Origin of the sequence: Polymorphobacter sp. PAMC 29334, from assembly GCF_019431245.1 — a bacterium.
GTDB lineage: Bacteria > Pseudomonadota > Alphaproteobacteria > Sphingomonadales > Sphingomonadaceae > Polymorphobacter_B > Polymorphobacter_B megasporae.
In genome coordinates, this window is record NZ_CP080243.1 from 656,632 (window position 1) to 669,652 (window position 13,021).

The 13,021-nt window shown below is 63.0% G+C and carries 14 protein-coding genes; 5 read left to right on the forward strand and 9 right to left on the reverse strand.

Annotation, left to right across the window (positions count from 1 at the left end; genetic code table 11):
• From KZX46_RS07015 to KZX46_RS07040, 6 genes are read right to left on the reverse strand one after another with little or no spacing between them, the layout of a single operon-like run.
• Positions 1 to 885 carry a ParB/RepB/Spo0J family partition protein gene (locus KZX46_RS07015; protein ID WP_219776012.1) on the reverse strand — a complete coding sequence of 295 codons (885 nt, stop codon included), beginning with the start codon at positions 883 to 885 and terminating at the stop codon, positions 1 to 3.
• Positions 878 to 1,657, reverse strand: a complete 780-nt coding sequence (locus tag KZX46_RS07020; RefSeq protein WP_216710284.1) for a ParA family protein — start codon at positions 1,655 to 1,657, stop codon at positions 878 to 880. Before KZX46_RS07020 ends, KZX46_RS07015 begins: the two co-directional genes overlap by 8 nt.
• The gene (gene rsmG, locus KZX46_RS07025; protein WP_219776013.1) at positions 1,654 to 2,217 is read right to left on the reverse strand and encodes a 16S rRNA (guanine(527)-N(7))-methyltransferase RsmG; all 564 of its coding nucleotides are present in this window, start codon (positions 2,215 to 2,217) and stop codon (positions 1,654 to 1,656) included. Before rsmG ends, KZX46_RS07020 begins: the two co-directional genes overlap by 4 nt.
• Positions 2,218 to 2,264: 47 nt before the next feature.
• Entirely contained in the window at positions 2,265 to 4,115 is a 1,851-nt protein-coding gene (mnmG, locus tag KZX46_RS07030) for a tRNA uridine-5-carboxymethylaminomethyl(34) synthesis enzyme MnmG (RefSeq protein ID WP_219776881.1), read from the reverse strand.
• A gap of 54 nt (positions 4,116 to 4,169) precedes the next feature.
• Positions 4,170 to 5,456, reverse strand: coding sequence for a tRNA uridine-5-carboxymethylaminomethyl(34) synthesis GTPase MnmE (gene mnmE / locus KZX46_RS07035; RefSeq protein ID WP_219776014.1), 1,287 nt, complete (start codon positions 5,454 to 5,456; stop codon positions 4,170 to 4,172).
• A gap of 7 nt (positions 5,457 to 5,463) precedes the next feature.
• Entirely contained in the window at positions 5,464 to 5,700 is a 237-nt protein-coding gene (locus tag KZX46_RS07040) for a DUF6489 family protein (RefSeq protein WP_219776015.1), read from the reverse strand.
• Positions 5,701 to 5,780: 80 nt separating this feature from the next.
• Between KZX46_RS07040 and KZX46_RS07045 the strand changes: the two genes are divergently transcribed.
• Positions 5,781 to 6,761: a quinone oxidoreductase gene (locus tag KZX46_RS07045; RefSeq protein ID WP_219776016.1), complete on the forward strand. Its 981-nt coding sequence runs from the start codon at positions 5,781 to 5,783 to the stop codon at positions 6,759 to 6,761.
• 51 nt (positions 6,762 to 6,812) lie between these two features.
• On the opposite strand, the gene rho is transcribed toward KZX46_RS07045, so the two are convergent.
• The 3 genes from rho to hemE all read right to left on the reverse strand — a co-directional run bounded on the left by rho (position 6,813) and on the right by hemE (position 9,816).
• On the reverse strand, positions 6,813 to 8,069 hold the full coding sequence (gene rho, locus KZX46_RS07050) for a transcription termination factor Rho (protein ID WP_216710280.1): 1,257 nt from the start codon (positions 8,067 to 8,069) through the stop codon (positions 6,813 to 6,815).
• A gap of 263 nt (positions 8,070 to 8,332) precedes the next feature.
• Complete coding sequence (locus KZX46_RS07055; protein ID WP_216710279.1) at positions 8,333 to 8,773, reverse strand: CopD family protein; 441 nt, start codon at positions 8,771 to 8,773, stop codon at positions 8,333 to 8,335.
• Positions 8,773 to 9,816 carry a uroporphyrinogen decarboxylase gene (gene hemE, locus KZX46_RS07060; RefSeq protein ID WP_219776882.1) on the reverse strand — a complete coding sequence of 348 codons (1,044 nt, stop codon included), beginning with the start codon at positions 9,814 to 9,816 and terminating at the stop codon, positions 8,773 to 8,775. The genes KZX46_RS07055 and hemE overlap by 1 nt, the downstream gene beginning before the upstream one ends.
• 366 nt (positions 9,817 to 10,182) lie before the next feature.
• Here hemE and KZX46_RS07065 point away from each other — a divergent pair, with 366 nt between their 5' ends.
• The 4 genes from KZX46_RS07065 to coaE are packed head-to-tail and all read left to right on the forward strand — an operon-like array spanning position 10,183 to position 12,996.
• Entirely contained in the window at positions 10,183 to 11,019 is an 837-nt protein-coding gene (locus tag KZX46_RS07065; protein WP_216710277.1) for a pyruvate, water dikinase regulatory protein, read from the forward strand.
• Positions 11,016 to 11,606, forward strand: coding sequence for a nucleoside triphosphate pyrophosphatase (locus KZX46_RS07070; RefSeq protein WP_219776017.1), 591 nt, complete (start codon positions 11,016 to 11,018; stop codon positions 11,604 to 11,606). Before KZX46_RS07065 ends, KZX46_RS07070 begins: the two co-directional genes overlap by 4 nt.
• Positions 11,603 to 12,424, forward strand: coding sequence for a shikimate dehydrogenase (gene aroE / locus KZX46_RS07075; RefSeq protein WP_219776018.1), 822 nt, complete (start codon positions 11,603 to 11,605; stop codon positions 12,422 to 12,424). Before KZX46_RS07070 ends, aroE begins: the two co-directional genes overlap by 4 nt.
• Positions 12,421 to 12,996: a dephospho-CoA kinase gene (gene coaE, locus KZX46_RS07080; protein WP_219776019.1), complete on the forward strand. Its 576-nt coding sequence runs from the start codon at positions 12,421 to 12,423 to the stop codon at positions 12,994 to 12,996. The genes aroE and coaE overlap by 4 nt, the downstream gene beginning before the upstream one ends.
• The last annotated feature ends 25 nt before the right edge of the window (positions 12,997 to 13,021 follow it).

A 13,021-nucleotide genomic window follows, 5' to 3' on the forward strand; every position in this document is an offset into this window, starting at 1 on the left:
TCAGCGCGGGGTCAGCGTCACATGCGCCGCCTCGAGCAGGCGGCACAGCAGGTCGAGCTGGTCGAGCGTCGAAAACGCGATTGTCATCGTGCCGGTTGGCGGCTTCGGCGCCGCCAGTGTCACCGTCATCCCGAGCGCCTCGGCAAGCCGCGCCTCAAGGGCCGCCAGATCGGCGTCGTGCCCATGTGCGCCGGTATGTGCGGGGCTGTGTGCGCTAGGTTTACCCGGGTTCGACCGGCGTGCGAGTGCCTCGATCTGGCGGACCGACAGCCCCTCGTTGATCGCACGCAGCGCCAGCGCCGACGCATCGGGCGACATCATAAGCGCCTTGGCATGCCCTGTACTCAGCGCCCCGGCAGCAACTTGTTCCCGGATATCGTCGGGAAGATCGAGTAATCGCAACAGGTTGGCGACATGGCTGCGTGACTTGCCGACGATCTTGGCTAGCCCCTCCTGGGTATGCCCATAGTCGCCGATCAGCCGTCGAAACCCCTCGGCCTCCTCGACCGGGTTGAGGTCAGCTCGCTGAATATTCTCGACCAGCGCCACCTCGAACGCCGCCGCATCGTCGAGCTCACGAATTACGACTGGAATTTCATGGAGTTGTGCGGCCTGAGCCGCCCGCCAGCGGCGCTCCCCGGCAACAATCTCATACCGCCGCCCCGGAAATGGCCGCACCAGAATCGGCTGCAACACCCCACGCGTGCGGATCGACTCGACAAGTTCCTCCATCGCCGCCGCATCGAACCGCCGCCGCGGTTGCGTCGCACTGGCGATGATGTCGGCGATCGGTAACGTCGTCCGCGCTGGCGTCGCCGCAGCTCCTTCGTCCATAAGCGCCGATAACCCGCGCCCAAGACCAGCAACGCGCTTACGCTCAAGCATCGACGAGTTCTCCTTTGACTCGCGTCCGAGCGAGCACCTCGCGCGCGAGCGCAATATATGCGAGCGATCCCGCGCAGCGCAGGTCATAGACCAACGCCGGCATCCCGTGACTCGGCGCCTCTGACAGGCGGACATTGCGCGGGATAGTCGTTTCAAAGACTTGCACACCCATCACCGCGCGAACGTCGGCGACGACCTGCTCAGAGAGACGGTTACGTCGATCGGCCATCGTCAAGACAATGCCGAGCAAACGCAGTGCTGGGTTCAGCCCCGAGCGCACCCGTTCGATCGTATCGAGCAATTGACTCAACCCCTCGAGCGCGAAAAACTCGCACTGCAGCGGGACGAGCACCGTCTCGGCGGCGGTCAAGGCATTGAGCGTCAGAAGCCCGAGCGACGGCGGACAATCGGTCAAAATAAAATCATATGCCGGTGCTGCGTCGACCGCGTCGGCGAGACGCCGGTTGCGACGATCAAGTCCGACAAGCTCGACCTCTGCCCCCGCGAGTGACGACGTCGATGGCACGATCGAGAGGCCCGGGACCGCCGTGGGCATCGTCGCCTCTGCAATCGACGCCTCACCAAGGATCACGTCGTAGATCGAGCAATCGCGCGCGCGTCGGTCGATACCGAGCCCGGTCGACGCGTTGCCCTGCGCATCCATGTCGAGCAGCAACACCGTCTTCCCCGCAGCTGCCAGCGCAGTCGCGAGATTAATTGCGGTCGTCGTCTTGCCGACCCCACCCTTCTGGTTCGCGACCGCGATTCTCATTGCCGCCTCCGAACCCGTTGCGCGTCGACGATACGCGCTTGGGGGTCGGTCCGGCTAGCGGTCAATACGCAATCGAACGTGAACATCGCGCGTGCTGCCTCGACCTCGTCTGAAGCGGTCTTGCCCTTAAGCAGCAGCCACCGCGCATCGCGCGCATGTGGTATCCCCCAATCGAATAATTGTGACAGAGATGCGCAAGCTCGTGCCGTTATTATACTGGCACGAATTTTTGGAAGCGCTTCAATCCGACAATTGTGGATTGTTACTCGATTGGACAGATCAAGACGCTCGACAACCTCAGAAAGAAAGCGGCATTTCTTGGCAGTCGCTTCTACGAGGTGAAACTCGCCCGATTGGAACAATGCCAAGACAAGCGCCGGGAAGCCCGCGCCGCTACCGATATCCAACCAAGTTGCGTCAGACTCCGTCACCAGATCAGACAGCTGGGCGGAATCGGCGAAATGGCGCTCCCAGACGATGTCGAGCGTCGAGCGCGCGACCAGATTCATCCGCTCCTGCCATTCGATCAATAATGCCGCATAGGTGTCCAACTTGTCCATTGTTCCACGTGGAACATCATAGGCTGACCGAAATGCGTCGCGCCCATTCACGCTGCACGTCGCGAGTGAGACAGAAGCGCGGTCAGCGCTCCGGCCGTGATCCCAGGAACGCGCATTGCTGCTCCGATCGACACAGGACGCGCCGCCGATAGTCGGTCAACCATCTCTGTCGAGAGCCCGGCAACAGCAACAAAATCGATGTCCTCCGGAAGCGACATTGACTCGTCCTTTCGAAAGCGCGCGATGTCGTTACCTTGGCGATTAAGGTAGACCGAATACAGCATGTCGGTTGCGACGGTCGCAGCGATCTTGTCGGACACCATGCCGAGCTCAGGCCAAATTCGGCAAGCCGCCGCCCAATCGATGCCCGGGTGAGCCAACCATATAGCTGCCGTTCTCGATTTCCCGTCCTGATTGACCGGGATGCCGGCCGTAGCAATCTTGCTTGGAGTCGCCGTCAGATTGGCGACAAGTTTACGAGCCGCGTTGAGTTGGTCGTGATGTTTCGCAAATCGCTCGCGCCGCTCCGATCCGACCACGCCGATCGATACGCCAAGGGGTGTGAGGCGCTCAGCGGCGTTATCAACCCTCAAGCTCAGGCGATATTCGGCACGTGATGTGAACATCCTATACGGTTCACTAACACCCTGCGTCACGAGGTCGTCGATCATTACGCCAAGGTATGAGGATGCGCGGTCGAACACGACGGGGGATGATCCGCCGGCCGCGCGCGCCGCGTTAATTCCGGCGACGATCCCCTGGCCGGCCGCCTCCTCATAACCGGTTGTGCCGTTGATTTGCCCGGCCAGGAAAAGTCCTGGCCGATCGCGAAACGCCAGTGCCCGGGTCAGAATGCGGGGGTCGACCACGCCGTATTCGACCGCATATCCAGCGCGCGTTATCTGCGCGCGCTCGAGTCCCACGATCGCATGGATAAATTCGGCTTGAATATCCGCTGGCAGCGACGTCGATATGCCGTTCGGGTAGATGCTGGTGTCGTCGAAACCTTCGGGCTCAAGATAGATTTGATGGCCGTCGCGGTCGCCGAAGCGCATCACCTTGTCTTCGATCGACGGGCAATAGCGCGGTCCGATACCATCGATGCGTCCCGCATACATCGGCGCTAGCGCGATATTACGCCGGATGATGTCGTGAACGATCGCATTCGTTCGTGTCATCCCACACGGAAGCGATCTCTTATTGGCTCGGATGAGTGGTGTGTCGGACAGATAAACAGGCACCGCATCGCCATATTGTTTCTCGAGTCGCGCCCAGTCGATCGTGCGTCCGTCGAGTCTCGGCGGAGTACCGGTCTTGAAACGGGTCATCGGCAAGCCAAGGTCGAGAAGTGCGACGGCGAGCGCGCTCGAGGCTCTGCCTCCTGCACGCCCACCGGCGGTCGCAGTGATCCCGCAATGCAGGGTCGCGCCGAGGAACGTCCCCGTCGTAAGAACAGTCGCGCTTGCGCATATCGGTTCGATCGACGTGTTGACGCCGGTGATCTCGCCATGATCGCCTATCATTAGCGATTCAACCTTGGCCTCGACGACATCCAATCCAGGTTGTGCGCTGATCGTCGCGCGCATCTCGGCCGCATAAAGCTTTCGATCGACTTGGGCCCGAGGTCCTTGAACCGCCGCGCCCTTGCTCCGGTTGAGCAAGCGATACTGGATCGCTGCCGCGTCACCGACCCGGCCGATCAGCCCGTCGAGCGCATCGATTTCGCGGACCAGATGACCTTTGCCAAGCCCGCCGATAGCGGGGTTGCACGATAAGATCCCGATATCGGCAGCATTGAAAGTCACTAGCGCTGTCCGCGCACCCATGCGGGCCGCCGCGGCGGCAGCTTCACACCCGGCGTGCCCACCACCAACAACCAAAACATCAAAATGTCGCATCGGGTAATTAGAGCCGTCGCTCGCGAAGGTCAAAATGTTCCACGTGGAACACGATCATTTTCCCAAGCAAAATCGCATGAAGATCGCGTCGAGCACATCATCGTTCGTCACGGCACCGACTATCGAGTCGAGTTGAACAGTGGCTCCGCGCAAATATTCCGCAGCGAGTACGGAGTCGCTTGCCATTATCGCGTTGCCGATGTCGACCTGCGCTCCAACGACTGCGGTGCGGTGTCGCTCGCGTGTCACTAAGGCAGGTTCTGCACGCATGACCGCCGTGTTGGCCCAAATCGTCAGCCAGGCAACGAGGGTACCGATCCCTTCACCTGTCTTCGTTGAAAGATGGACCTGGCCAGCGTCCCACCCTGCGCTCCGGCCAGATAAATCGCATTTGCCAACGATTTGCAGATCCTCAGACCGGGCCGCACCGCCGCCCATCACGATGACGAGATCCGCCGATGCGGCGCGCGCTATCGCTCGCTTGACCCCTTCAGCCTCGACGGGGTCGGTCGTCAACCGCAGTCCGGCCGTGTCGAGCAAGGTCACGGCGGCGCCGCCGAGATCGAGACGGACCTCCAAGATGTCACGTGTCGTTCCTGCGTGCTCGCTGACGATGGCGACGTCTCGCTTGGCGAGCGCGTTGACAAGGCTAGATTTTCCGGAATTGACGGGGCCCGTGATGGCAACCGTTAAGCCGTCCCGGATACGTTCGCCTCGGGTTGCGTCGATCGCTGCGGCGTCGAGCTCGGCGGACAATAATGTCAGCCGGCCTCGCGCCGCGCTTGCTAATCCTGCAGGCACGTCATCCTCGTCGGCAAAGTCGAGGCTCGCTTCAAGGTCGGCCCGGGTTTCGATGAGCGCCGTTCGCCACCCGTCGACGCGGTCGCGCAGGAAGCCCTCGACGTGCCCTAAAGCCTGTCGCCGTTGCAGCTCAGTTTCCGCCTCGATCAGGTCCGCCAGACCCTCGACTTGGGACAGGTCGAGCTTGCCGTTATCGAACGCGCGCCGGGTGAATTCTCCCGGCTTGGCCAGCATCAGTCCCGGCAGCCGAGACAGAGCGCCGAGCACCGCCGCGACAACGGCAACGCCTCCATGGAGGTGTAGCTCGACAAGATCGTCACCGGTGGCACTCGACGGCGCGGCAAAGGCGACAACCATCGCGTCGTCGAGAACCGAACTGTCCGCGCGATCGATCAGCCGCCTCCGCACCAGTTGCCGAACTTGGGGCACCTCCCGCTGCGTTAGAACTGCGAGCGCGTCGTGCGAAGCCGCGCCTGATATTCGGATGATCGCGATGCCGGCCGGCGGCCGTCCGCTCGACAGCGCGAAGATCGTCGTCATGCGCGACTCAGTCGCTCTTCGGCCGTCCCGCGTTGAACAGCGCGTTGCGCCACGTCTCGAGCCCCTCGCTTATCCCCGGCATCCACGCCCGGGCCATTCTTTCGAAATCCGCCGGACCGACACCCTCGGTGACGAAGCTCTTCATCTTGTCGAGATACAGTGCGTGGAGCGGCTCGAGGTCGGGCAGTCCGAGAAACGCGCGCGCCTCCTGCGGCGAACAGTCGATATCGAACGTAATCTTCATGCAACCCGGCCTTTTGCTGCGGCGAACGCCAAAGTCTAGCGTTGGTCACGAGAACCGCCAAGCGACCAAGGACCCACGCGATGACCGACGCCAAAGTCATTCGTTTCGACGCCACCGGCGGCCCCGACGTGCTCCGGCTAGAAACCGTCGAGGTCGGCGATCCCGGAGCGGGTGAGATCAAGATTCGCCAAACCGCGATCGGCGTCAACTTCGTCGACACCTATCACCGGACCGGACTCTATCCGCTCCCTCTGCCGAGTGGCATCGGTCTCGAAGCGGCGGGCGTCGTCGAGGCGATCGGTCCCGAGGTACTCGACTTCGCCGTCGGTGACCGCGTTGGCTACTGCTGGGGCCCGGTCGGTGCCTACGCAACCGAACGATTGATGCCGGCCAGCCGCGTCATCGCACTGCCCGGGCTGGTGACCAACGAAATCGCCGCGGCTGCGTTGCTCAAGGGGTGCACGACCGAGATGCTCGTCGATCGCTGCGCCAAGGTCGAGGCGGGCCAGACCGTCCTCGTCCACGCCGCCGCCGGCGGTGTCGGGCAACTCCTCGTGCAGTGGCTGCGCCATGTCGGCGCGCGGGTCATTGGCACCGCGGGAACTGCCGAGAAGGCCGCGATCGCGCGGGAGGCGGGAGCTGACGACGTCATCCTCTATCGCGACGACGACGTTCCTAGTGCGGTTCGCGAGCTGACCGACGGCAAGGGCGTCGACGTCGTCTTCGACGGGGTCGGGCGCGATACCTGGGCGGGGTCGCTCGCCTCGCTCGCAAAGCGCGGGCTGCTCGTGTCGTACGGTAATGCCAGCGGCCCCGTCGAGGGAGTCAACATCGGCGTCCTCGCGCGGTCGGGCTCGCTGTTCGTTACCCGGCCGACGATGATGGACTATTATTTGACCCGCGACGAAATTTTGACCGGCGCTGGTCGTCTGCTGAACCTGATCGCCGATGGGACGATCGTCGTCGATATCGGCGCGACGTTTCCGCTTACCGACGCGGCCGAAGCGCATCGCGCGATGGAGGGACGCGCAACGATGAGATCGACGATACTAATTCCGTAAATCAAATCAGATCGAAGCGAATGCGGCGGCTCAACGCCGCCGCATCGCCGACTAATGATTCATCGCGTCGAAGAAGTCTTCGTTGCTCTTCGAATCCTTCATCTTATCGAGCAAGAATTCCATCGCATCAATCGTACCCATCTGCATAAGGATACGACGCAGGACCCACATCTTCGACAAAGTGTTCTTGTCGACGAGCAGTTCTTCCTTACGCGTTCCCGACTTGCCGATGTCGATTGCCGGGAAGACGCGCTTGTCGGCGATCTTGCGGTCGAGAACGATTTCGGCGTTGCCGGTGCCCTTGAACTCCTCGAAGATGACTTCATCCATCCGACTGCCGGTGTCGATCAGCGCGGTCGAGATGATCGTCAGCGAGCCGCCTTCCTCGATGTTACGCGCCGCGCCGAAGAAGCGCTTCGGGCGTTGGAGCGCGTTGGCGTCGACACCGCCGGTCAGGACCTTGCCGCTCGACGGGACGACGGTGTTGTAGGCGCGGCCGAGCCGGGTGATGTTGTCGAGCAGGATAACGACGTCGCGCTTGTGCTCGACGAGGCGCTTGGCCTTTTCGATGACCATCTCGGCAACCTGGACGTGGCGGGTGGCGGGTTCGTCGAAGGTCGAGGAGATGACCTCGCCCTTGACCGTCCGCTGCATGTCGGTGACTTCCTCGGGGCGTTCGTCGATCAGCAGGACGATCAGATAGACCTCGGGGTGGTTTGCCGAGATCGACCGCGCGATGTTCTGCATCATGATCGTCTTACCGACGCGCGGCGGGGCGACGATCAGGCAGCGCTGGCCCTTGCCGAGCGGAACGACGATGTCGATCACCCGCGCCGACTTGTCCTTGATCGTCGGATCGAGCGTGTCGAGACGCAATTTCTCGTCAGGATACAGCGGCGTCAGATTGTCGAAATTGGTGCGATGGCGGACGACGTCCGGGTCGTCGAAGTTGATCGCGATCAGCTTGGTCAGCGCGAAATAACGCTCGCCGTCCTTCGGCGCGCGGATCTCGCCTTCGATCGTATCACCAGTACGGACGCCAAACTTACGCACCTGGTTGGGCGAGACATAGATGTCGTCGGGGCCGGCGAGATAGTTCGACTCAGGGCTGCGGAGGAAGCCGAAGCCATCGTTCATCACTTCGATCGTGCCGGTCCCCATGATCGTCGTGCCGTTGTCGGCCTCGGTCTTGAGGATGGCGAAAAGGATGTCCTGCTTGCGTAGTGTCGACGCATTCTCGACCCCGAGCGCCTCGGCCATGACGACCAGTTCGGCGGGAGTTTTGCGTTTCAGATCATGAAGATGCATTAGATATCTTTGCGTGTCGTCCGGGCACTGTCGCGATGGGGAAAGGCGATGGCTGCGGGGGAGCGCTCCGCCAGGATGGCGGCGCTGTAGCAAACGTAGGAGGGATGCACCCGCCGGTCAAGCGATCCGGCGGGCGCGAAAATTCAGGACTTCGGCGCGATGCCCTTGGTCGACGGGTTGGCGGCGATCGTCTTGACCTTCTTCGCCTTCGGCTTGCGGGCTTCCTTGTTCGATTTCTGCTCGGCCATCTTCGCTCTCCTTGATTAAAAAGGTTTGACGACGACGAGGATAACGATCGCGATCGTCGCCAGTGCCGGTACTTCGTTCAACAGGCGCAGTGTCTTGTTACGATACGGCCGAACGCCTCGCGCGAACTTAGACGCGGTCGCCGACGCCCAGCCGTGATAGCCTGAAAGCAGGACGACGAGAAATATCTTGGTGTGGAGCCAGCCTTGCCCGGCGAGCCCATAACTGACCGCCAGCGTGATCCCGAGTATCCATACCGCAATCAGCCCCGGCGTCAGGATGATCCGCTTGAGCCGCCGTTCGCGGTCGATCCACGCCGCATCCTCGGGCGAACCGACCGCTGATTCCATGTGATAGATGAGGAAGCGCGGCAGCATGAAGAGCCCCGCCATCCAGAAGATCACCGCGATGACGTGGAGCGCCTTGACCCACAGATAGGCGGTCGAACCGACGTCCATCAGCTGCGCTCCCCATTTCGGACCATATCGAGCAACGCCTCGACATGCGCGATCGGCGTGTCCTGCAAAATGCCGTGGCCGAGGTTCAAGATATGCGGCCGCTCGTCGAACGCAGCACGAATCCGCGCGACACTGGCCTTGAGCGTCTCGCCGCCGGTAATCAGGGCGAGCGGATCGATATTGCCTTGGACCGGCATCCCCGGCGGCAGCATGGCGTCGGCCCATGCCGGGTCGACCGTCTCGTCCAATCCGACCGCATCGACTCCGGTCTCGGCGGCATAAGCGGCGAGCTTCGCGCCTGCCCCCTTGGGAAAACCGATGATCGGGATGTCGGGGTGTCGGACCATCAGGCGGCCGACGATCGCAGCGGTCGGCGCGATCACCCAGCGCTCGAATTCCGACGGCGCAAGGCTCCCCGACCAGCTGTCGAACAGCTGGACGGTCTGCGCCCCGGCATCGATCTGGCCCGACAGATAGTCGACGGTGACCGCAACGATCCGGTCGATCAACGCCCCGAATGCCGACGGATCGCGATACGCCAGCCGCCGCGCGATCTCGTGGTCCTTGCTGCCCTGCCCGGCGACCATATACGTCGCGACGGTCCATGGGCTGCCGGCGAAGCCGATCAGCGCGGTTTCGGGCGACAGCGCCGCTTTGACCCGCCGGACGGTGTCGTAGATCGGGGCGAAGCGCTCGGGCGCCGGGATCAGGCTGTCGAAGGCACCATCGAGCAGTGCGGGCATGAGCCGCGGTCCCTCGCCGACCCCGAAGGTCAGATCCTGCCCCATCGCGTGCGGGACAATCAGGATGTCCGAGAACAGGATCGCGGCGTCGAGGCCAAAGCGGTGGATCGGCTGCAGCGTGATTTCGCACGCGGCGACGCTGTCATACACGAGTGCGAGGAAGCCGCCCTTTTCAGCCCGTAGCGCGCGATATTCGGGGAGATAACGCCCCGCCTGGCGCATCAGCCACATCGGCGGCGGGTCGAGGTGTTCGCCACCGAGGACGGCGAGGATCGGTGAGGTCGCGGCGCTGGAGATCATGGACCTTGCAAACCCCGGCGGCAGCGCGGCGTCAAGCCCCGTCCCGGTCGCGGCTCGTACCTGCCATCGCACTACTACTCTCCAAGAATCTTAAAAAGACTTAGATGAAGTTGTAGTGCTGTGAGTCAGCGGCATTTCGGATTTATCCACGGTCACCTATTGTGCGATACCGTATAAACCGGTGGTGATTCCGATGGCGAGGCCGACTTGTCCCCGTTGTTCACAGGCACTCCCCACACGTTGTCCCCTTGTGGACGGGCGGTGCACACATCACACGAAACCCGTGCCTTGCTGGTTTCAGCCCAAGCCGCTAACCGCTGATGGTGGACTTATCCCCAGATTTCGCGGGAACGAAATAAATCGGTCATGGCGCGATTGCACCTCCATCTCGTGTCCGACTCGACCGGCGAGACGCTCGAATCGATCGTCAAGGCGGGACTCGGGCGGTTCGAGGGCACCGACACGATCAAGCATTTCTGGCCGATGGTCCGGTCTGAGGGGCATCTCGATCGAGTCGTCGAGGAAATTGCCAAACGGCCCGGGCTCGTCCTCTACACGCTGATCAACGGTGCAGTTCGCGACCGGCTTGAACTACGCTGCGACCAGCTGGCACTGCCGGCGGTGTCGGTGCTCGACCCGATCATCAGCGCGCTGTCGCAGTTTCTCGGTCAGTCGGCGGTGACCCGGCCGGGACGCCAGCACGTCATGGACGCGGCATATTTCCGCCGGGTCGATGCGATCCACTTCACGATGGCGCACGACGACGGCGTCGGGGCCGAGGATTGGGAGGAAGCCGACATCGTTATCGCCGGCGTGTCGCGGTCATCGAAAACCCCAACGTCGATCTACCTCGCCAATCGCGGCTACAAGACCGCGAATATTCCGTTGGTGGTCGAATCGCCGCCACCAGCGTCACTGTTCCACCTCGCGAAGCCCCTCGTCGTCGGACTCACCACTTCGCCCGAACGGCTAATCTCGATCCGCCGCAACCGCTTGCTGACGCTCGGCCAGACCGCAGATACTGCGTATGTCGATGCTGGACTCGTCTCCGCCGAAGTTGCCTTCGCGCGCCGTCTGTTTGCCGACAACGATATACCGGTGATCGACGTGACGCGGCGATCGATCGAGGAAACCGCAGCGGCGATCATCAATCTCGTCCAGGCGCGGAGCGACAGCGCGAATATCGAGCTCGAGGGAAAGTGATCACGCTCGCATCGACGAGTCCGGCGCGCGCGGCGATGCTGACTGCGGCCGGGGTGGCGTTCATCGCACAGGCTCCGCTGGTCGACGAAGATGCGATCAAGGACGGCCTTGCCGCCGAAGGCGCGCGCGCCGATCGGATCGCCGATGCGCTCGCCGAGACCAAGGCGATCAAGGTTTCGCGTCGAGTGCGCGGCCTCATTCTCGGCGCGGACCAAGTACTGGTGACCACAGACGGCGCGATGCTCGATAAGCCCGGCGACCGGGCGGGCGCGGCGGCGCAGCTGCGCCGGTTGATGGGGGCCGAGCACCGGCTGATCGCGGCGGCGGTGATCGCCGAGGACGGCGTGGCAGTGTGGCGAGCGAGCGACACCGCGCGGCTGACGATGCGGTCGCTTTCGGATGCGTTCATATCGGACTATCTCGACCGCGAGGGCGACGCGGTGCTGGGGTGCGTCGGGACGTACCGGATCGAGGGGCTGGGGGCGCAATTGTTTACGCAGGTGAAGGGCGACCCGTTCGTCATCCAGGGGCTGCCGCTGCTCTCAGTGCTCGATTATTTGCGGACGCGCGGCGAGTTGGCGGCGTGAGCTTTGCCTCTGCGGGGGTCATCGGCTGGCCGGTCGCGCACTCGAAGTCCCCGCTGATCCACCGCTTCTGGCTGGCAAAGCTGGGGATCGATGGCGATTACGGGCGCTTCCCGGTCGCACCCGAACATCTCGGCACGGCGATCGACGCGTTGCCGGCGCTGGGCTTGTCCGGGGTCAATGTGACTGCGCCGCACAAGGTCGAGGTGATGCGTTTTCTCGACCGGGTCGATCCGCGAGCGGCGCGGGTCGGGGCGGTCAATACCGTCGTGGTCGAGGGCGACACGCGAAGCGGCTATAACAGCGACATTGATGGCGTCACTGAGGCGCTGCGCGGGATCGATCTGTCGGGATCGGTGATCGTCGTCATCGGGACCGGCGGTGCAGCGCGCGCAGCATTCGCGGCGCTGTCAGGCACCCGCCATCGCGAAATCTTAGTCGTCAGCCGCAATCCGAGGCTGGCGGCGGAAACCGCGCGAGAGTTCGACATCGTCGCGACTGGAGTTCCGATGGAGAGTATTGGCAGCTGTTTTGCCCTTGCTGACCTAATTGTTAACGCGTCTCCCCGTGGCATGCACGGACAGCCTGAATTGTACGAAAATGTACAGAGTACACTTACGCACCCCTTTACGGTTGTTTTCGATATGGTCTACGCTCCGCTCGAAACCGCGCTTCTCGCGGCCGCCCGCGCCCGCGGGTTGCGTACCATCGACGGTCTCCAGATGCTGGTCGGACAAGCTGCCGCCGCGTTCGAGCTGTTCTATGGTGCCCCCGCCCCCCGCGATCATGACGCGGAGCTTCGCGCGTTGCTGATCGCATGATCGTCCTTGGCCTCACAGGTTCGATCGGGATGGGCAAGTCGACCGTCGCGGCGATGTTCCGCCGGTTGAAGGTGCCGGTGTTCGACGCCGATGCCGTTGTGCGTGAACTCCAGTCGCCGGGCGGTGCAGCGCTCGGCCCGATCGCCGCGGCGTTTCCGGGCGTCGTTGTCGGCGGCGTCCTCGACCGTGCCGCGCTCGGGCAGGAGGTGTTCGCCGATAGCGACCGGCTCGAGACGCTCGAGGACATCGTCCACCCACTCGTGGCGGTGGCACGCACCCGCTTCCTGTTCCGCTACCGTACCCGCGAGCTTGTCGTCCTCGATATCCCGCTGCTTTACGAGCGTGGCGGCGACGACGACTGCGACCTTGTCGCGGTCGTCTCGGCCCCCGAGGATGTGCAGCGCGATCGCGTCATGGCGCGACCCGGCATGACCGCGGAAAAGTTCGAGGCGATCCTCGCGCAGCAGATCCCCGACGCGGAAAAACAGGCGCTCGCCGATATCGTCATCCAGAACGGCGGGTCGACGATCACGACATGGCGGGCGGTCAAGGAGATCGTCGCCGGCCTTTGACTTGTCTGGGGTCGGATCGACGCTA